20 protein-coding genes and 1 tRNA gene are annotated in these 18,940 nt (G+C 71.8%); 14 read left to right on the top strand and 7 right to left on the bottom strand.

What is annotated here, in order from left to right; genetic code table 11:
* The first annotated feature begins 292 nt into the window (after positions 1–292).
* From AB0M39_RS34195 to AB0M39_RS34215, 5 genes are read left to right on the top strand one after another with little or no spacing between them, the layout of a single operon-like run.
* Positions 293–2,101 carry an ATP-binding protein gene (locus AB0M39_RS34195; RefSeq protein ID WP_365370745.1) on the top strand — a complete coding sequence of 603 codons (1,809 nt, stop codon included), beginning with the start codon at positions 293–295 and terminating at the stop codon, positions 2,099–2,101.
* A gap of 7 nt (positions 2,102–2,108) precedes the next feature.
* Positions 2,109–2,543 carry a roadblock/LC7 domain-containing protein gene (locus AB0M39_RS34200; protein WP_365370747.1) on the top strand — a complete coding sequence of 145 codons (435 nt, stop codon included), beginning with the start codon at positions 2,109–2,111 and terminating at the stop codon, positions 2,541–2,543.
* A 2-nt stretch (positions 2,544–2,545) separates the two neighbouring features.
* Positions 2,546–2,917 carry a DUF742 domain-containing protein gene (locus tag AB0M39_RS34205; protein ID WP_365370800.1) on the top strand — a complete coding sequence of 124 codons (372 nt, stop codon included), beginning with the start codon at positions 2,546–2,548 and terminating at the stop codon, positions 2,915–2,917.
* Positions 2,895–3,512 (top strand): ATP/GTP-binding protein, encoded by a 618-nt coding sequence (locus AB0M39_RS34210; RefSeq protein WP_365370749.1) that lies wholly within the window; start codon positions 2,895–2,897, stop codon positions 3,510–3,512. The genes AB0M39_RS34205 and AB0M39_RS34210 overlap by 23 nt, the downstream gene beginning before the upstream one ends.
* The gene (locus AB0M39_RS34215; protein ID WP_365370751.1) at positions 3,509–4,078 is read left to right on the top strand and encodes a GAF domain-containing protein; all 570 of its coding nucleotides are present in this window, start codon (positions 3,509–3,511) and stop codon (positions 4,076–4,078) included. Before AB0M39_RS34210 ends, AB0M39_RS34215 begins: the two co-directional genes overlap by 4 nt.
* A 207-nt stretch (positions 4,079–4,285) precedes the next feature.
* On the opposite strand, the gene AB0M39_RS34220 is transcribed toward AB0M39_RS34215, so the two are convergent.
* A complete protein-coding gene (locus AB0M39_RS34220) occupies positions 4,286–4,918 on the bottom strand; it encodes a TetR/AcrR family transcriptional regulator (RefSeq protein ID WP_365370753.1) in 633 nt (210 codons plus the stop codon).
* Positions 4,919–5,043: 125 nt separating this feature from the next.
* Between AB0M39_RS34220 and AB0M39_RS34225 the strand changes: the two genes are divergently transcribed.
* Complete coding sequence (locus AB0M39_RS34225) at positions 5,044–5,838, top strand: alpha/beta fold hydrolase (RefSeq protein ID WP_365370755.1); 795 nt, start codon at positions 5,044–5,046, stop codon at positions 5,836–5,838.
* Between the two features lie 95 nt (positions 5,839–5,933).
* Complete coding sequence (locus AB0M39_RS34230) at positions 5,934–7,124, top strand: MFS transporter (protein WP_365370757.1); 1,191 nt, start codon at positions 5,934–5,936, stop codon at positions 7,122–7,124.
* Positions 7,125–7,199: 75 nt separating this feature from the next.
* Here the strand turns inward: AB0M39_RS34230 and AB0M39_RS34235 are convergent, their stop codons facing one another.
* Together AB0M39_RS34235 and AB0M39_RS34240 are read right to left on the bottom strand one after the other, a co-directional pair.
* Positions 7,200–7,952, bottom strand: coding sequence for a DUF2071 domain-containing protein (locus AB0M39_RS34235; protein ID WP_365370759.1), 753 nt, complete (start codon positions 7,950–7,952; stop codon positions 7,200–7,202).
* A 181-nt stretch (positions 7,953–8,133) separates the two neighbouring features.
* The gene (locus AB0M39_RS34240; protein WP_365370760.1) at positions 8,134–9,159 is read right to left on the bottom strand and encodes a WYL domain-containing protein; all 1,026 of its coding nucleotides are present in this window, start codon (positions 9,157–9,159) and stop codon (positions 8,134–8,136) included.
* 233 nt (positions 9,160–9,392) lie between these two features.
* Here AB0M39_RS34240 and AB0M39_RS34245 point away from each other — a divergent pair, with 233 nt between their 5' ends.
* From AB0M39_RS34245 to AB0M39_RS34255, 3 genes are all read left to right on the top strand, one after another.
* A complete protein-coding gene (locus AB0M39_RS34245) occupies positions 9,393–9,854 on the top strand; it encodes a VOC family protein (RefSeq protein ID WP_365370802.1) in 462 nt (153 codons plus the stop codon).
* A gap of 98 nt (positions 9,855–9,952) precedes the next feature.
* Positions 9,953–10,711, top strand: a complete 759-nt coding sequence (locus AB0M39_RS34250) for a DUF6193 family natural product biosynthesis protein (protein ID WP_365370762.1) — start codon at positions 9,953–9,955, stop codon at positions 10,709–10,711.
* A 154-nt stretch (positions 10,712–10,865) separates the two neighbouring features.
* The gene (locus AB0M39_RS34255; RefSeq protein WP_365370764.1) at positions 10,866–11,069 is read left to right on the top strand and encodes a hypothetical protein; all 204 of its coding nucleotides are present in this window, start codon (positions 10,866–10,868) and stop codon (positions 11,067–11,069) included.
* A gap of 150 nt (positions 11,070–11,219) precedes the next feature.
* On the opposite strand, the gene AB0M39_RS34260 is transcribed toward AB0M39_RS34255, so the two are convergent.
* A complete protein-coding gene (locus AB0M39_RS34260; protein WP_365370766.1) occupies positions 11,220–12,416 on the bottom strand; it encodes an acyl-CoA dehydrogenase family protein in 1,197 nt (398 codons plus the stop codon).
* A 757-nt stretch (positions 12,417–13,173) separates the two neighbouring features.
* On the opposite strand from AB0M39_RS34260, the gene AB0M39_RS34265 reads away from it, so the two are divergent.
* Together AB0M39_RS34265 and AB0M39_RS34270 are read left to right on the top strand one after the other, a co-directional pair.
* Complete coding sequence (locus tag AB0M39_RS34265) at positions 13,174–14,097, top strand: alpha/beta hydrolase (RefSeq protein ID WP_365370768.1); 924 nt, start codon at positions 13,174–13,176, stop codon at positions 14,095–14,097.
* A 57-nt stretch (positions 14,098–14,154) separates the two neighbouring features.
* Positions 14,155–14,520, top strand: a complete 366-nt coding sequence (locus AB0M39_RS34270) for an MmcQ/YjbR family DNA-binding protein (RefSeq protein ID WP_365370770.1) — start codon at positions 14,155–14,157, stop codon at positions 14,518–14,520.
* Positions 14,521–14,643: 123 nt separating this feature from the next.
* Here the strand turns inward: AB0M39_RS34270 and AB0M39_RS34275 are convergent, their stop codons facing one another.
* Both AB0M39_RS34275 and AB0M39_RS34280 read right to left on the bottom strand, forming a co-directional pair.
* Positions 14,644–15,537 carry a transketolase C-terminal domain-containing protein gene (locus tag AB0M39_RS34275; protein WP_365370772.1) on the bottom strand — a complete coding sequence of 298 codons (894 nt, stop codon included), beginning with the start codon at positions 15,535–15,537 and terminating at the stop codon, positions 14,644–14,646.
* A 46-nt stretch (positions 15,538–15,583) separates the two neighbouring features.
* Positions 15,584–16,234, bottom strand: a complete 651-nt coding sequence (locus AB0M39_RS34280; protein WP_365370804.1) for a transketolase — start codon at positions 16,232–16,234, stop codon at positions 15,584–15,586.
* 236 nt (positions 16,235–16,470) lie between these two features.
* Between AB0M39_RS34280 and AB0M39_RS34285 the strand changes: the two genes are divergently transcribed.
* Together AB0M39_RS34285 and AB0M39_RS34290 are read left to right on the top strand one after the other, a co-directional pair.
* Positions 16,471–16,544, top strand: a tRNA-Pro gene (locus AB0M39_RS34285).
* Between the two features lie 372 nt (positions 16,545–16,916).
* Positions 16,917–18,140, top strand: coding sequence for a cytochrome P450 (locus tag AB0M39_RS34290; protein WP_365370774.1), 1,224 nt, complete (start codon positions 16,917–16,919; stop codon positions 18,138–18,140).
* A gap of 40 nt (positions 18,141–18,180) precedes the next feature.
* Here AB0M39_RS34290 and cobF read toward each other — a convergent pair whose 3' ends face one another.
* Complete coding sequence (cobF, locus tag AB0M39_RS34295) at positions 18,181–18,936, bottom strand: precorrin-6A synthase (deacetylating) (RefSeq protein WP_365370776.1); 756 nt, start codon at positions 18,934–18,936, stop codon at positions 18,181–18,183.
* Positions 18,937–18,940 lie beyond the last annotated feature (4 nt).

Here is an 18,940-nt window from a genome sequence, read left to right on the forward strand (position 1 = left end):
GCCAGGACGGGCGGCGACCTGCTGCCCGGGATGCCGGCGCAGCCGGCCGGATCGACGCCCGCCCGGGCCGCCATACGCGTTGTGGTCGAGCGGGCGTACGAGGCCTCATACCAGAGCGGGACGGATGGCGGGCAAGTTTGTCAACTGCCCGTCGACCGTGCGCACTCGGCGACTACCGTGTGTGGCCGGTGATCAACGGTGGGCTGACGTTCGCACCTCGAGCCTGCCCACGAGCCGAGCCCGACCAAGCTCAGAACGCCGATTCCTGGGGCCCCACGTACCAAGGACACCGATGTCTCAACTACGCGCACCTGCCGCGCGGACCGAACGCCGTGAGGGCGGACGGCACGGCCGGCCCGGCGCCCGCTCCCTGTCCTCCGCGGGGAGGCAGCACACCTCGCCTTCGTCGCCGGAAGCCCGCATACGCCCACAGCTCCTGCGCACCGCGGTCCTGCCGACCGTCGTCGCCGCGCTCAGCGGCGCCGTCGCCGTCGTCTTCACGGTCCGCTCCGCCGCACCACAGCCCACGACCACCCTCTGGGCCGCCCTCACCGGCACCGCCGTGCTCGCCATAGCGGCCGTCGCCGCGGCGGCACTCGGCGCGGACCGCATGGCCAAGTCCGTGCTGGACCGCTGCGCCGCCCTGCGCCGCGCCACCGCGCGCGGACAGGCCGACCTGCGGACCGTCGTCGAGCAGCTGAGGCGCGGCGAAGGCCCGCCCGTCCGCCGCGGAGCGGAGCCCGCACCGCAGGAAGGGGACGAGTTCGACCTGCTGACCCAGGAGCTCGGCCGCTCCCAGGAGGCCGCGGTCGCCGCGGTGGTGCAGGCCTCCCGGCTCTCCAGCAGCGTCGGCAACGAACAGAAGGTGGAGGTCTTCGTCAATCTGGCCCGGCGGCTCCAGTCGCTGGTCCACCGCGAGATCCAGCTCCTGGACGAGCTGGAGAACGAGGTCGAGGACCCCGAGCTGCTCAAGGGCCTCTTCCACGTCGACCACCTCGCCACCCGCATCCGCCGGCACGCCGAGAACCTCGCCGTCCTCGGCGGCGCGATGTCCCGGCGACAGTGGTCCAACCCGGTCACCATGACCGAGGTGCTGCGCTCGGCGATCGCCGAGGTGGAGCAGTACCCGAGGGTCAAGCTGGTGCCGCCGATCGACGGCACCCTGCGCGGCCACGCGGTCGCCGACGTGATCCACCTGCTCGCCGAACTGGTCGAGAACGCCACCCTGTTCTCCGCCCCGCACACCCAAGTGCTGCTGCGCGCCCAGCATGTGACCGCCGGACTCGCCGTCGAGGTCGAGGACCGGGGTCTGGGCATGCCCGCGGGCGAGCAGCACAAGATGAACGCCCTTCTCGCAGACCCCGATCAGGTGAATGTCGCGCACCTGCTGCAGGACGGCCGGATCGGCCTCTTCGTGGTCTCGGCGCTGGCCCGCAGGCACGGCATCGCGGTGCGGCTCCAGTCCAATATCTACGGCGGCGTGCAGGCCATCCTCGTCCTGCCGCAAGGGCTGCTCGGCGCCGATCCGGACGCCGTCCCCAACGGAGAGACGACGACTGCCCAGACCGGGCAGCGCCCCAGGCCCCCGCAGGTCACCGTGGTGCAGGCGGCCGCCGCGCCGCCCTCGCTGCCGCAGCAGCAGAGCCCCTCGCAGCCCCGCCACGCGCACCCGGGCCAGCCCCGTCACGCCCAGCCGCAGCCCCGGCAGCTGCCGCCGCAGCGCGAGACCGTGCACGCCGCGTCGGGCGCCGGACCCCTGCCCGTGCGCGGGGAGCACAGCGACCGGCCCCATCCCGCCGGCGCCCGCCCGGGCGTCAACCAACCGCCGCAGCCCGCCGCCCCCACCGCAGGACCGACGACCAGCGGCCTGGTGCGTGGCACCATGGGCCGCCCCCAACTCCCCAGACGGCGCAGCCAAGAGCACCTCGCCCCACAGCTCAGAGACACCCCGTCGCCCCGCAGGAACGACGAGCACACCCTCCACGATCCCGGCCTGATGGCGGCCTTCCAGCGCGGCATCGGCCTGGCCGAGTCCCAGCCCGCGGCGGACGTCGCCCCGCAGGCCGGACCGCAGCGCCACACCAACACCCCCAAGGAGTAGATGCACCATGGCGAGCGATGTGCCGACCGGTCATGTCTCGGACCTCGACTGGCTGCTCGGCGGCCTGGTCCAGCGCGTGCCGTACACCCGCAACGCTGTACTGCTCTCCTCCGACGGGCTGGTGAAATCCGTACACGGTCTCGACAACGACAGCGCCGACCATATGGCGGCGCTCGCCTCGGGCCTGTACTCCCTCGGCCGCAGCGCAGGAGCGCGGTTCGGGGACGGCGGCGAGGTGCGCCAAGTCGTGGTGGAGCTGGACTCCACCCTGCTCTTCGTGTCCACCGCCGGCTCGGGCACCTGTCTCGCCGTGCTGGCGGGACGCGAGGCGGACGCCGCGGTCCTCGGATACGAGATGGCGATGCTCGTCAAGAGCGTACGGCCGTACCTCACCACGCCGATCAGACAGTCCGCCAGTGCTCCGAGCGTCGCGGGGCAGTGACCGTGCCGGCCCCCAAGGACGGGCCGTTGCTCGACGATGCGGCCGGCCGGCTGATCCGGCCGTACACGGTGAGCGGCGGCCGGACCCGTCCGACGGCCGCACTGGATCTGCTCTCACTCGTCATGGCCACGGGCAACGCGCCCCTGGCCCAACTCGGACCCGAGCACTCCTTGGCGCTCGGGCTCTGCGACGGACCGACGTCGGTCGCCGAGATCTCCGCCCACCTCCGGCTGCCCGCAGTCGTCACCAAGGTGCTGCTCTCCGATCTCGTGGAGTGCGGCGCGCTGACGGCACGGGCGCCCCGCCGCAACGACACACCCACCGACCGTTCTTTGCTGGAGGCGGTGCTCGATGGCCTACGACGACGGCTCTGATGTTGGCGAGCCGCCCTTTCCCACCGCGCTGAAGATCCTGGTCGCGGGCGGCTTCGGGGTGGGCAAGACCACCTTCGTGGGGGCGGTGAGCGAGATCGAGCCGCTGAGCACGGAGGAGCTGCTGACCCAGGTCAGCGAGGCGACGGACAGTCTGGACGGCATCGAGTCCAAGACCACCACCACGGTCGCCATGGACTTCGGCCGGATCACCCTGGACGAGCAGCATGTGCTCTATCTCTTCGGCACGCCCGGCCAGGAGCGCTTCTGGTTCATGTGGGACGAGCTGTCCGAGGGCGCCCTGGGCGCGGTGGTCCTCGCCGACACACGGCGGCTGGAGGACTCGTTCTGCGCCGTGGACTTCTTCGAGCGGCGCGGCATCGGATTCGTCGTCGCCGTCAACGAGTTCGACGGCGCGTACCGGTACGACCCGGACGAGGTGCGGGCCGCGATCGACCTCAAGCCGGAGGTGCCGGTCGTGCTCTGCGACGCGCGGATCGCCAGCTCCGGCATAGGGACCCTGGTCACCCTCGTCCAGCATCTGCTCACCACCATCGCGGCGCCGGCCCCGGCGCCGAGCTACGGAGCAACGACATGACGTTCGACCCGACCGGTCATCTGCTGCTGACCCCCGTGGACCCCGAGGCGCCGGTCCGCGTGCGGAGACTGCGTCAGCTGGGTTTCGGGGACCGGCCGGACCCCGCCTTCGACGAGTTCGCGCACCGGCTGGCGGAGGTGACCGGCGCGCCGTACTCCATGGTCAACTTCATCGACGAGAACCAGCAGTTCTTCGCCGGGCTGCACACGCCGGCGGGCACACAGACGGGCGCCGACCTGAACGCGACCGCCGCGTCGACCGGCGGCGTCAGCCGGTTCATGGCACGCGACCACGGCTACTGCCCGCATGTGGTCGTACGGCGCAAGGCGCTGGTCCTGGAGGACGTCTGCGACTATCCGAGGTTCGCGGGGAACCCGGTCGTCGACGAGATCGGCATCCGCTCCTATCTGGGCGCGCCGCTGATCGACCGTACGGGCATCGCGCTGGGCACGATCTGCGTGGTCGACACGGAGCCCCGGCCATGGGGCCGGGCGGGGCTGGAGACCATCAAGTCGCTGGCCGCGGAGCTGATCGAGCAGATTCACCGGCGCGAGGACGGCATCTGAGGACGGCATCTGGCGTAGGGGCCGTGCCGCGCGGCGGCGTGGGCGAGGCGGCGAGCTGGGCGATCGGTGTGGTTCGATGCGCAGGGCCTGCCGGAGTATCGGCGCACTGGAGGCAGCCGGTATACGGCCCGGTTAGACAGTCCTCGGCACGGTGCGGACGGCTTCGTACCGCCCGCGTAGACGGTCTCGTCGGCAGGCTGCTGTCGGCTATGCCGGCGCCGACGCGCGCGGCGGCTGCGGCCATGCCGCCATCGCCGCGTCGACCACGCGATCCAGCGACTCCCGCCCCGCCCCGTCGCACGCCTGCTGGTTCATCCCCTGGATGACCACCGCGTAGAACGACGCCAGTCCGTCGGGGTCCACGTCCGCGGGCAGCCGTCCCGCGTCGACGTCGGTGCGGATGCGGGCGGCGATCGAGGCCTTGGTCGCCTCGCGCATGTCGCGCAGCTTGTCCTTCACGTCCTGCGAGCCGGGGCCGCAGTTGGCCGCCGCCGTGATGATGAGGCAGCCCGGCGGGTGACGTGGGTCGGTGTAGTCGGCGGCGATGTGCCGCAGCATCGCGGCGATGTCCGAGCGTGCGTCCGGGCCCGGCGGCAGCGGGGCTCCGTACGTGCGTACGTAGAGCTGCACAGCCTCGTCGAACAGCTGCCGCTTGTCTCCGAAGGCGGCATACATGCTCGGCGGGTTGATCCCCATCGCCGCGGTGAGCGAGGCCACGGACGTCGTCTCGTAGCCGTGCGTCCAGAACTCCCGCAGGGCGGTGGCCAGGGCCTGGTCGCGGTCGAAGGCGCGTCGGCTCCGCTTGGGCGCGGCCTTGGCCGGGGTGTCTCCACTGCTCATGGCCGCAGCCTACCGCCAGTCCGTAGCGATCGCTAAAGCAGCTCTGTTAGGGTCGGTCCATCGCTCAGCTTTAGCGACCGCTAAAGCTGAGCGACGGCCTGCCGACCCCACGAGAGGGAACTGTGATGACCATGTCCACACCCGCCGCCGCCTTCGCCCGCACCGTCCGCGGCGCCGGCCCCGGCCTCCTCCTCGCCCACGGGGCGGGAGGCGGAATCGAGGCCAACTACGGGCCGATCATGGACGGGCTCGCGGCAGGGCACACCGTCGTCGGGGTCGACTACCCCGGCGCCGGCGCCACCCCGAAGGCCCAGCGGCCGCTGGACGTCGACGAACTGGTGGACGAGCTGGTGGCGGCGGCCGACGCCGAAGGGCTCGACACCTTCGCGGTCAGCGGGTACTCGCTCGGCGGACCCGTCGCGATCCGCCTCGCGGCGCGTCACCCCGAACGGGTCAGCTCACTCGTGCTGAGCGCGACGTTCGCGCACGCCGACACCCGCACCTCCCTCGCCGCCTCCATATGGCACCAGCTGTTCGAGTCCGGTCAGCACGCCGTGCTCGCCCAGTACGTGAACCTGATGGCCCTGAGCGAGCCGGCCCTGAACTCCCTCACCCCGGCCCAGGTCCACGCTGCCGCCGAGCAGCTCGCGACCGCCTTCCCGGTCGGCACCGGAGACCAGGTCGACCTGGTCCGAAGGGTCGACGTCCGCGGCGACCTCGCCGGCATCGCCGTACCGACGCTCGTCGTGGTCACCACCGCCGACCCGCTCATCTCCCCGACCCTCCAGCGGGAGCTCGCCGCCGCCCTTCCCGCCGCCGAGGTCGCCGAAATCCAGACCGGACACCTGCCGTTCGCAGAGCGCCCGCAGGAGTGGCTGAAGCTCATCGACGACTTCCTCGCGCGGAGCCGAAAGCACTGACCGGACGGCGGAGCACGCCGCCGTCGGACACTGCCCCGGCGGTCGCCGGGCATGCCGCGGCGGCAGGGGCGGTGTGCGGGGATACGGTCGGCCGCATGGACGGTGATCGTCGTGGTTGGCGCCAGTGCCTGCTCGGCGGGTGGGTGTTCTTGGTGTGCATGGCCGGCACCACGCTGCCGACCCCGCTCTACAGCCTGTACCAGGAGAAGTTCGGGTTCTCCGAGCTGACGGTGACCGTCGTGTACGCCGTCTACGCGTTCGGCGTCATCGGCGTGCTCCTGCTGGCGGGCAACGCCTCCGATGCCGTGGGAAGGCGGCCCGTGCTGCTGGCGGGGCTGGGGCTTGCGGCGGCCAGCGCCGTCTGCTTCCTGTGCGCTGCCGGGCTGGGCTGGCTGTACGCGGGCAGGCTGCTGTCGGGCTTGTCCGCCGGGCTGTTCACCGGGGCCGCCACCGTGTACGTCATCGAGCTGGCGCCGCCCGGCGGCGCCGCGCGGGCCACGTTCGTGGCGACCGCCGCGAACATGGGCGGACTGGGCTGCGGTCCGCTGCTCGCCGGATTGCTCGCGCAGTACGCCCCCTGGCCGCTGTACCTGCCGTTCATCGTGCACCTCGCTCTGGTCGTCGGCGCGGCGGCCGTCCTGCTGCTGCTCCCGGAGACGGTGGCGGAGCGGCGGCCGCTGAGCACGGTGCGCCCGCAGCGGCCCGGTGTGCCCGCGCAGGTGCGGCCGGTGTTCGGGCCGGCGGCGATCGCCTCGTTCGTGGGGTTCGCCCTGTTCGGGGTGTTCACATCGGTCAGCCCCGCGTTCCTCGCCGAGTCCCTGGACGTGCACGACCACGCCGTGAGCGGGTCGGTCGTCGCGCTCGCCTTCTTCGCCTCGACCGCCGGGCAGCTCGCGGTCGGCCGGGTCGGCGTCGCGCGGTCGCTGCCGCTGGGCTGCGCCGGGCTCTTCGTCGGGCTGGCGTTTCTCGCGGGCGCGCTGTGGTGGGACCTGCTGGCGCTGGTGGTGCTGAGCGCGCTCGTCGGCGGGTTCGGGCAGGGGATGGCGTTTCGCGGGGCGCTGTCCGCGGTGGCGGAGGCGTCTCCCGCGGACCGGCGCGCGGCGGTGATCTCGACGCTGTTCGTCGTGGCGTACGCGGGCATCTCGGTGCCGGTGATCGGAGTCGGGGTGCTGGTGGGGCCGATCGGCCTGGAGGGCGCCGGGCTGGTTTTCATCGCGGTGATGGCCGGCTTGGTCTCGATCGCGGCCGTCTACCTGCTCCGGAGGCCGGTTCGGTCCCGGACGTGAGCGGCGTACGGGGTGACGCACGCGGGGGACGGGCGCGGTGACGGACGCGCGCTTACGAGGACGCAGCCACGGATCTCACGGCGTGGGGATGCCCGCCGGTCGGGCCGGGCGGCCGAGGCGGACCGGGACGCCGGGGGAGTACAGGACGCTGACCGGGTCGCCGCTCGGCGCGGGGAGTCCCGCAGCCGCGACCAGGTTCTCCTCGCAGGTGAGGAGTTCGGCGCGGTACAGCGGCCATCGCGGGTGGTGGTTGGGCAGATAGGCAGACCCACCGAAGAAGGCGTTGTGCATGCCCCAGCGGGCGGTGAGGAAATGTTCCAGCTCCGTGGGCTCCTCGATGCGCTCGCCGGCTCGTACGGTGATGCGGCTGGACGCGCCGCGCGGGCCGGGCCAGCGGCGGGAGCTGGTGTAGGCGACGGTGTCGCCGGCGGATCGGACGCTCATCCGGGACCACAGGTACGGCAGCCGGAAGCCGACGCGACCCATCACCACGGGTATCAGGCGTGACGCGTCCATCGACCGGAACACGACACCGCGGCGACCGTGCGCGTCGACGGAGTACAGACGGACGTTGGTCTCCGGAAAGGACCCGAGGTACGGGACGCCCGGCAGCCGGAGCCATCCGACCCGATGCATCCGGAAGGCGACGAGCCCGACGTACGTGACTCCGTCATGCGTGTCGGGGGCGACCCCGTCGGGCAGGAGCTTCGCCACGGCGTCCGGTTCGACAGCCCAGTGGATGAAGCAGAGGTCGAGCCACTGCTGGGTGAGGAGCGGGTTGTGTATGGCGGTCGGGGCTTCAGGGGTGATGGCTGCCGGCGTCTGCACGGAGCCCAGGATGCCAGAGGCCTTGGCGGCCGCGGATGGGCGGCCCCCGCCGATACGCGCGCTCGCGTCCGGACAGCGCAGGGGCACGGACACGAAGGCCTCTCGCATACTCCGGAGCGTCAGACGCCTCTCCCGCGAGGGCCGTTGAGCGGCTCCTCGGCGCCGGTGCGGTGGTCGCGGCTCACGACTCCTCCGTGTCCGGCGCCGGTGGGATCGACGCACCGGCGGACAGCAGCCTCTCCGCCAGCACGCGACAGCGCGCCCCGAGCTCCGGAGGGTCGAGTACCTCGAAGTCGTGCCCCAGCAGGAGCACGTGCAGGAGTACGGCGTCGAGGCTGGCGGCGCCGCTGAGCACCTCGCAGAGCCCGCTGCCTCGCGGTCGTACGACGGCTGCCGACGCCGGGATCTGCGCGCGCACCGTGTCGGCCGAGGCGTGTACGAGGACGCGCGCCTGGTGCGGGTAGACCCGACTCGCCACGCCCTCCTGCACATACGGCGCCGCGTCGGGCGCCTCGCGCGGGCGAAAGCGCCACGTCCGGGCGCAGACGTCGGTCATCCGGTCGACGCGGAAGCTGCGCCAGTCGTCGCGATCGAGGTCGTAGGCGAGGAGGTACCAGCGCCGGTCGGAGGCCACCAGACGGTAGGGCTCGACCCGCCGCTGTCGCACCTCGCCCGCTGGGGGCGCCTTGCCGGCGGAGTCCGGGGGCGGGTAGCCGAAGCCCGCCTCGACCTCGTCGCGGCAGGCTCGGGCCAGCGTCATGAGCACCTCGGGATCGACCGGCGTGCGGCCGCTGCCGAAGAACTCCACCGTGCCCGTCAGGGCGCGCACCTCGTGCCGCAGCCGGGTGGGCAGCACCTGGTCGAGCTTGGTCAGCGCGCGGAGCGCGGCGTCGCCGGCGCCCGCGGCCGCACCGCCCGCGCCGGCGAGCAGCGAGACCGCGGTGGCGATCGCCTCATCGTCGTCGAGGAGCAGCGGCGGCAGGTCCTGCCCCGGGCCGAGCTGGTAGCCGCCGCCGACGCCCTGGCTGGCGTGCACCGGATAGCCGAGCGCACGCAGCCGCTCGACGTCACGCCGTACCGTGCGCGGAGTGACCCCGAGCCGGTCGGCGAGCTCGGGGCCGGTCCAGACCCGGCGCTGCTGCAGCAGCCCGAGCAGGGTGAGCACCCGCTCCGTCGTACCCCGCTCGTCACCGCGCCCCGCGTCCATGTCGCCCACCCTGCCAGAGACAGCGGACCGATCCTGTCCGCTATAGGTGTCACGGTGGCTCCATGGACACGGACGACTTCGACGGGAACCGGACGCTGGCCGATCCGGTGCTTGCACGTCCCCGCGAGCTGATCCACCTCCTGTCCGAGGTATGCCTCCTACGGAACCTCTCCCTGCACACGAAAGCCGCTACGAAAGCCGCTACAAAAGCCGCTATGAAACGGAGCAACCCGATGAGCCGCCATATCCAGGTCGCCTTCGACGCCCACGACCCTCGCGCGCTGTCGTCCTTCTGGCGCGACGCTCTGGGCTACGTCCACCCCGGTCCGCCCGGAGTCGACCTGCCCGAGGGCGCCGACCCGCTGGCCGCGTGGGACGACTTCCTCGCGCAGATCGGCGTACCGGAGGGGGAGCGCAACACGAGATCGGCCATCGAGGACCCGGAAGGGAACGGCCCACGGCTGTTCTTCCAGCAGGTGCCGGAGGACAAGGTCGCCAAGAACCGCGTCCACCTCGACGTCCGCGCGGCTCCCGGACTGCAGGGAGAGGAGCGGATGGCGGCGCTGGAGGCCGAGTGCGAGCGGCTCGTCGCCAGGGGAGCCTCGCGGGTACGCCGCCACGAGCCCGAGCCTCCGATGAGCGCCGGCTTCATCGTGATGACCGACCCCGAAGGCAACGAGTTCTGTCTGGACTGACGCGGCTCGGCCGTCGCCGCGGCTGCCCCAGCCGGTCTGCCGGAAGCCGGACGGGGGCGGCCGTACGGCGCCTCGGGCGGCTACGGCACCATCAGAGGATGGTGAATCATCCTGATCCAGCTGCTCTGTATCCCGATGTGGCGAGGCGAGGCAGCCTCGCCGTGGCGCTCCAAGCCATGGCGGAGGAAGGCGGGTTCGCCCTCTCCGCGACGGCCTCGACATCCAGCCCGCTGGACCATGCCGGCGTCGAGAGCAGGCTGCCGCACCGCAACGCCCTATGGGTCAGCTCGTGGCAGAGCAAGCGGCTGTGGTCGATCCGCGGTGCCGAGGCGTTCCAGGGCATGGCTCTCGTCGAAGGCGACACCGACGACCTGGCGCAGGTCGCCAGGGCCGCGCAGGCGTGGCAGGAAGGGGCCGCACTGAGCGACATCCGCAAGGCCGCCCCGTTCGTGCACTTGACCGGCCGCTCCGAGGTGCCCCACTGCGATCCGGCGCACCTGACCGAGTCCGAGTGGCAGCACCTGCGCACGGAGGCAGGCGAGCAGAACAGCCCCGCTCATCACGCGCTCGTCGAGGCGGCCTATGCCGAGCCGGCGCTGCGGGGTCTCTACCCGTTCACCAGCCACTGGGCGCTGCGCTTCTCGACCACCACGCGTCCCCAGTTGACCATTGCCGGGCCGTGCGTGATCGCGGGTTACGACAAGCAGGGGTACATGGTCAGCGAAGGCTTCGCAGGCGAGGGCGTCCTCGCCCGGGCCGCCACGGCACAGGAGGCGGTGGCGGCCGCGGTACGCCATCTGCCTCGTGGCCTCGGCCCTGTCACGTTCGGAGCGTTCCCCGACGAGGATCAGCGCTGACCGGAGTTCATCGGCTCCGTGGCCGACGGCAGCGTCGAAGCGGCCATGAGCGCCGCCCAGGAATTCGCCGGCGACCGGGTCGTCGAGGCGGCGGGCGGCCGTCGGCGGCCAGGCACTGCGGCTCGGCCTCATCGATCAGGTCGTCGTCTGCCTCGTGCCCGTGGTGTTCGGCTCGGGCCGCCGGCTCTTCGCGCCGGGCCCGCTGGACCAGCCGATCCTGCTCGGCGACCCCTCGCAGGTCGTCCGCGGAGACCGCGTGACGCACCTCGTCTACGACGTGCCGGAGCTGACTCCCCGGAGCCCGGAGCCCGGAGCCCAGACCGCGGACCGGCGTCAGCGGGATCCGTCGGGCCCCTGAGCCCTGAGCCGGTGCGCCGGCCGCCCCCTTCGTGGTCGGCGCGGATGTGCTGAGTGGCGTCCCCGGAGCGCCTCCCACGCTTCTGGGGACGCCACATTCTGTGGCCGGTGCCGGACGGCGGCCGGCAGACCGCCGACGGCCGCCGCCGGGTCAGACGGCGGCCCCGATCCGCACCTCTTCCGACAGCCGCTGCGACCACTGGCCCTTGGCCCTGTCGAGCGCCACCTCGGCGAGGCGCAGCAGCTGGATGTCGGAGGTGCCCGCGGGGGCGAACATATGCAGCGCGTCCCGCAGATAGCGCTCGATGGGGCAGTCGGTGAAGAGTCCGGCCGCGGCGTGGATCTCCATGGCGTTGCGCGCGGAGTCGATCGCCGACTCGACGTTGACCAGCTTGGCGTTCATCAGCTCCGCGTCGCACGGCAGGCCCTGGTCGAGCAGATGGACCGCGTGGTACGCGGAGAGCCTGGCCGTCATGAGCCGGGACTGGAGCTGGCCCAGCTTCAGCTTGATGGAGGGCAGTTCGTGCAGCGGCTTGCCGTACCGCCTGCGCTCCTCGCAGAACTTCGTCGTCTCCTCCAGGATCGCCCGGTGGATTCCGAGCGACACGGCGGTGAGGTTGGCGCGTCCGTACAGGACGCTGGAGGAGTACGCGACCGCCAGGCCGTCCCCCTCGTCGCCCAGCCGGTTCGACGCGGGGACGCGGCAGTCGTCGAAGTACAGCTCGCCGAAGCTGAAGCCGTGCAGGCCCATGGTCGGCTTCTGCTCGCCGACCCCGAAGCCCTCGCGGTCCGACTCCACCAGGAACGCCGTGAGCCCCCCGGGGCCGGGTCCCGTCCTGACGACCACGCCGTGGAGATCACCGACATGGCTGTTGCCGACGTACACCTTGCGGCCGTTGAGGACATAGTCGTCGCCGTCCCGTACCGCGGTGGCGCTCATGCCCAGCACATGGCCGCCCGACTCGGGCTCGGTGACGGCGATCGTCGGCAGGCAGCCGCCCGCCGCTATGGAGGGCAGCCAGGTCTTCTTCTGGTCGTCGCTGCCGAAGTGGACGATCTTGGCGACGCCGAGCTGGGAGGCCTGGACCATCGCGCCCATCGCCCCGCTGACGCGGGACAGCTCCTCGATGATGATGGTCTTGGCGAGGTGGCCGAGGCCCATCCCCCCGTACTCCTTGCTGACAGTGGCCCCCAGCCAGCCCTGCCGGGCTATCAGTCGCGAGAGATCGCGGTGGACCGCGCGCCCCGCCTCCATGGCGGGAATGTGTGGGCGGACCTCGCGCTCGGCGAAGTCGCGGACGTGGTCCCGTAGTTGATGATGCAGTCGACCGGCGAAGTAACCGTCCATCGCGAGCCTTCCTCTGCGAAACGCCTGCTCGCGCGGTTGTTCGAGCAGGTGGTGCATCTGCAGTGGTGCCGTCCGGAGCGGGCTGACCACATCATGGTGTTGATCGTCTCTGGGTGGTACAAGATCGACGCCGACTTTGGCCAGAACGCAGACCGTGACGTGTGATTGAGAGTGTGCTCCATGTGGTGCAGACCCGTCCGGTCCTGCCGTACGGCATTCCCTTCGTGCTTCTTTCTGCCACATGCCATCGGCAAAGGTTTCGTGGGCATACGGCGCTGAAGGACAGGGTCTCGCCTCAGTTGTGCGCGTCCATGACATTCGGAAACCCGGGAAGAACCGATACAGCACCGACCCTGACCGAAATATGCGCGCCTCTGTCGGGGCGATGGGGAGGGGATCGGCGCACGGAGGCGTCCTCCGGCGCTCGATGCGTATCAGGGGGTCAGGGGCGCGTGCTCCCGCGCGCACCGCGACGCGCACCCGACGCCGCGCACGCTCCCCGGGACCGCGGGATCGCGGGGCCGCGGGGCCGCGGTGGCCATGGGCACGCCGGTGCCGGTCGAGGGGGCCTCGCCGACGCCGTGCCCTCGTCGACCTCTACCGTCCGCGCCGCGTACGGCGAGTCGGCGGACTGTCCTCGGCCAGGCGTGTCGCGTTGACGGACCGTCTGAGGACAGAGGCGCTCATCGGGGCATGAGGCGCCGACTGTGGGGGAGGGTCACTCCCAGTGCCCGTTCGCCTACCTCGGGGAGGACCTGTGCCCGCGTACCGTCCAGGACTGACGCATGCCCACGACGGAGAGCAGATCGCCACGTACACGTGGCTGCCGAAGAGCGGACGGCCGCGCGCGCTGGTGCAGATCGCGCACGGCGCGGCCGAACACGCCCTGCGCTACGACCGGTTCGCCTGCCATCTGGTCGACCGCGGCTACGGCGTCCTCGCCACCGACCACCGCGGCCACGGCGCGACCGCGTCCGCCACCGGCGGCTACGGCGTCACCGGCGAGGACAGCTGGCGCGCGATCGTTCGGGACCTCAAGGCGGCGGGCGACCAGGCGAGGGCCCTGCACCCGGGCGTCCCGCTGGTGCTGCTCGGACACAGCCTCGGCTCGATGCTCGCCCGCGACTACGCGCAGGAGCACGCCGACGGACTCGCCGGTCTGATCCTCACCGGCACCTTCCGCACCCTGCCCGGCGCGGAGATCGACAGCTCGATCGCCGCCCTCGAACGGGAGGTCGCCGAGCGCGGCCGGGAGGCCCTGTCCTCCTACGTCCCCGCTCTCTTCGCCTCCTTCAACGACGCCTATCCGCACCGCACCGGCTTCGAATGGCTCTCGCGCGACGAGGCGGAGGTCGACGCCTATGTCGCCGACGAGCGCTGCGGCTTCCCCTTCGGCGCGGGCCTCGCCCTGGACTGGGTCCGGGCGGTGCGCAAGGTCAACGACCCGCGCAACCTCGCCCGGATCCCGGCGGACCTGCCCGTCCATGTCGCGGTCGGCACGGACGACCCCTGCAACCAGCGCATGACGCTGGTGTACGAGCTCCTGGAGGACCTTCGGTACGTGGGGATCGAGGACCTCAGCTGGAAGGGGTACCAGGGCGCGCGCCACGAGATCCTGAACGAGACCAATCGCGACGAGGTGTTCGAGGATCTGACCGACTGGCTCGACAAACACCTCTGAGCGGCGGCGGGGACGCGCCGGGGGGCGATTGTCAGTGGTGCGTCGTACGGTCGTCGCATGGCCACCGCTGACGATGTACGCAGGCTCGCGCTCTCGCTGCCCGGCGCGATGGAGAAGCTCGCCTGGGGGATGCCCACCTTCCGGCTGGAGCGCGGGAAGATCTTCGCCTCGCTGGACGACGACGACCAGGCGATGGGCGTGAAGTGCCCGCAGGAGGACCGGGCGGAGCTGATCGCGACTGAGCCGGAGAAGTTCTTCATACGGCCGGGCCACGACGACAACTACGCCTGGATGAGGGTGCGGCTGGCCGCGGTGGAGGACGAGCAGGAGCTGTACGCCATCCTGCTCGACTCCTGGCGCCAGGCGGCGCCCCGCAAGCTGCTCGACGCGCACCCGGAGCTGAGCGAGCCGCCGACGGCGTGAGGGCGGAGACGGCCCATGTGCGGGGTCGGGGGCCCGGAGGCCCAGGTGCGGTCGGGGGTCCCGGCGGGATCGGCGGCGACGGGGGTCCCGGCGGGATCACGAGGGTCGGGGCTCCCGGGTTGCTCAAGGGCGCAGAAAGCCCGTGATCCGCTCGCGCAGGCTCCGCGGGTCCAGCCCGTGCGCGGCGAGGTGCTCGTCGAGCCGTCCGTAACGATGCAGCTCCCGCCTGGCCACGCCGAGGCCGAGCACCCGGTGCGGGACGTCCGCCAGCGCGTCGTTCGCGGCGGCGGTCGAGGTGCCGGCGAGGTAGGGCTCGACGAGGACGACGTCGGCGCGTGCCCCGGCCGCCCGGCGCACGGTCTCGGCGTCGAAGGGGCGCACGGTCGTGGCGTAGAGCACGGTGACGTCGAGGCCCTCGGTCGCCGCGAGGACGTTGTCGAGCATCGGCCCGACGGCGACCACGACCCCGCCGCGCCCCTCTCGTACGGACGAGAAGCGCGTGCCGTCGACCGTGTGCGCCCGCGCGTTGGACTGGAGCGACAGCCGCAGATACACCCGGTCGTCCCCGGCGGCGGCCTGTCGCAGCAGGGCCTCTGCCTCGTCCGGGTGCCCCGGCGCCTGGACGGTCCAGCCGTCGAGGGTGTCCATGAGCGCCACATCGCCGGGGGACATATGGGTGAAGCCGCCCGCGGGCCAGTCGTACGACGCCCCGGCGCTGACCAGCACCCCGGCCGTGCCCTGGTGGCCGAAGTCCAGCTTCAGCTGCTCGAAGGGCCGCTCGACGAGGAAGCTGGCGAACGTGTGCATGATCGGCCGCATCCCGGTGAGGGCGATCCCGCCGCCCGCGCCGATCAGCAGCTGCTCCCGGATCCCGACGTTGATCACCCGGTCCGGATGCGCTCGCTGCGCGCGGCCGAAGCCGTCCTTGCTGATCTCCGCGAGGACGAGGGCGAGGCGGGGGTCCTCCTCCAGCAGCCGGGTGGTGGTCGAGACGAACCGGTCGCGCATGGTGTCCATGATCGGATTCCTGTTCTGGTCGCTGTGGTGGCGGGGCGGGACGGGCTCAGACGGTCTTGGGCTCGACGCGGGCGACGACGGCTCGGGGCTGCCCGGGGTGCGGTGCGGTGAAGGCGGCGTGGAGGGCGTCGTGGTCCCGGCCGTCCACGGTCTGCGCGGACCAGCCGGCGGCCTCGAAACGGGAGGCGATGCCGCCGGGCCAGCCGTAGGTCGCCGACGAGTTGTCGATCACCAGCGTGTGGAGCCGCTCCAGACCGGCGGGACCGGCGTAGGCGATGGCCTCGTGGTTGCTGCCCTCGTCCAGCTCGGCGTCGCCGATCAGGACCCAGACGGCCGGGTCGGTCAGACCCTGGGCCCGCAGCCCGAGCGCGGTCCCGACGGCCAGCGGCAGACCGTGCCCGAGCGATCCGCTGCCGATCTCGGCGCCAGGCACGAGCAGGCGGTCGGGGTGGTGGCCGAGGGGGGAGTCGTACGAGCCGAACCCGGGCAGCCACTCCTCGGGGAAGAAGCCCTTGGCGGCGAGGACCGCGTAGTACGCCATGGGCCCGTGCCCCTTGGACAGCAGGAACCGGTCGCGGTCGGGGTCGTCGACGGACTCGGGCGACACGCGCAGCACGCGGTCGTACAGCACCCAGAGCGCGTCGAGCGTGGAGGTGGCGGCGGGGCCGTGCTTCTCGTCGCCGGTCATGAGGGCCATAAGGCGGTTGAGCCGCTGAAGGCCCTGGACCCCTCGTCCGCCGCGAGCGTCGCGGACGTCCTGGGCGGAGGTGAGCGCTGTGTTCGTCATGACGCCCACCGTGCAACCTCAAGTTTGATTGAGGTCAAGTCGTCCGGGCGGGGTGCCGAAGGGAAAGGGGTTCGTGACCACCGGTGGAAGTGCGGTATTGTTCTCATGCGCGTTCGGCCGGGGGAAACCCCAGGTCAGACGGGCATCGGGACGTGGCGCAGCTTGGTAGCGCACTTGACTGGGGGTCAAGGGGTCGCAGGTTCAAATCCTGTCGTCCCGACTTTTCGGAGTCGCAGATCAGAGGTCGTGTGGGAGAGATCCCGCACGGCCTCTTGATCGTTTCTGGGGGTCCGGCGCGTCCGTGCCCACCCCATCGGACACGAGTCCGAGGCGTCCGGCACCGCGAGCCCGGCGCCGCCCGTCCGGGTGTCATGAGCCTGGGCGCTGCCCGCGAGCCCGCCGCCGCGCCGCGTCCTGTGCGCCGCAGTCGCAGGCCTTCGCGGGCTGACAGGTGCCCTTCACGGCAGGCGGGAGCTCGGGCACGATGGCCGTACTGACATTCGTCCGTCGTGTGTGCGCATCGTGCAGGAACCATCCCGCTGATCCCTTGACTCCGCTGATCCCTCGATCACTTCCGGTCTGGAGGCGCCGCGTGGCGAATAAAGATCACGCCAGGCTCGACGAGCTGCAACGCGATCCCTATCCGCTCTACGCGCGAGCGCGCCAGGCCGAGGGGCTGACCTTCGTGCCCGAGCTCGACGCCTGGCTCGTCGCCCGGGACGCGGACGTACGGGAAGTGCTGCGCAGGCCCGAGGAGTTCTCCTCGGTGCGTGCGCTGCTGCCCGACGTCATGCCCTCGCCCGCCGCCCTAGAGGTGCTGGCCAAGGGGTACGGCAAGCGGCCCACCGTCGTCTCCACCGACGGCGCCGCCCACCAGCGCCACCGGGCCCCGCTCAACCGCGGCCTGTCCGCCGGGCGGATCGCCGCCCTGGTGCCGTACGCCGCCGAACGGGCCACGGTCCTCGTCGACGGCTTCGCCGGGGGCGGCGCCGTCGAGCTGATGAGCGCCTACGCGCGACAGCTGCCCGGCCAAGTGATCGGCCGGCTCCTCGGCTTCGACCCGGCCGACGTGCCCGCCGCCGTGCACGGCGGACACCGTGCCGAGCAGCTGCTGTTCCGGCCGATGAGCACTGAGGATCAGGTCGCCGCGGCCCATGACGTCGTGGCGCTCCAGCAGATGCTCGACGCCTATATACGGGACCGGCGCGAGCACCCTCGCGACGACCTGTGCTCCCTCATGGTCGCCGCGCTCGCGCCGGGCGGCGGCGAGCTCACCCTCGACCAGCGCCACGAGCTGGTGTCGAACCTCCAGAACTTCCTGATCGCGGGGCATCTGACCACCACCGCGCTCATCGGCTCCACGCTGTTCCATCTGCTGCGCGACCGCAGGCAGTGGGAGCTGTTATGCGGACAGCCCGAGCTGATCCTCGCGGCCGTCGAGGAGGCGGCCCGGTACGACAGCGCCGTCCAGGGGTTCAGGCGGACCACCACCCGGCCGGTGACGATCGCCGGCACTGAACTGCCCCCGGGATCCACCGTGTTCGTGGCGTACGGATCGGCCAACCGCGACGAGCGGCGCTATGACCGGCCCGACGTCTTCGACATCACCCGGCGGCTCTCCCGTCAGCACGTGGCGTTCGGCCATGGGGCGCACGGCTGCCCCGGATCGCAGCTCGCCCGCGAGCAGCTCCGGCTGACGCTGGGACTGTTCGCCCGCAGGCTGCCGGGGCTGCGGATCGACGAGGACCAGCCGCCGGTCGTGATGCGGCCCACCATGATCCACCGTTCGCCCGAGGCGCTCCACCTCGCCTGGTGAGCCCGCTCGGGTCCCGCTCCTCGGGAGCGCTCCGGCGCGCTCAGCCGCGTCGCAGCAGATACGTGTCCATGATCCAGCCCTTCCGGGCGCGCGCCTCGGCCCGCAGCGTCTCGATCCGCTCCGAGACCTCCGACAGTCGCCCCGACACCAGGATCTCGTCCTCGGTGCCCACATAGGCGCCCCAGTAGATATAGAGGTCCTGGTCGAGGTGGCGGGTGAAGGCCTGCCGGGCGTCGAGCATCACGACCACGTCGTCGACGTCACCGGGCCATCCCTCGGCCAGGCGTCGGCCGGTGGTGATCTGCACCGGCCGGGCGACCCGGTTGAGGCTGGTGCGGTGCTTGGCGAGCAGAGCGGAGATGCTGCTGACCCCGGGGACCACCTCGTGCTCGAAGGCGACCGTGCCCCGGTCGAGGATCTCCTCGAGGGCGGCGAGGGTGGAGTCGTACAGCGACGGGTCGCCCCAGACCAGGAACGCTCCGCACTCGTCCTCGCCCAGGTCGTCCGCGATGAAGCGCTCGTAGAGGTCGGCGCGACGGCGGCGCCAGTCCTCCACGGCGGGGGAGTAGTCCGATGTTTCCCGGTCCCGCTCCGGATCGCGCGCCTCGACGAGACGGTAGGAGCGGCCGGTGACATGGGCGTCCAGGATGTCCCGGCGGAGCCGGGTCAGATCGGACTTCTCCTCGCCCTTGTCGAGGATGAAGAAGGCATCCGCCTTGTTCAGCGCCTTGACCGCCTGCAGGGTCAGATAGTCGGGGTCGCCCGCCCCGATGCCGATGACATAGATTTTTCGCACCCTG

Origin of the sequence: Streptomyces sp. NPDC051907, assembly GCF_040681075.1 — a bacterium.
Classification (GTDB): Bacteria; Actinomycetota; Actinomycetes; order Streptomycetales; family Streptomycetaceae; genus Streptomyces.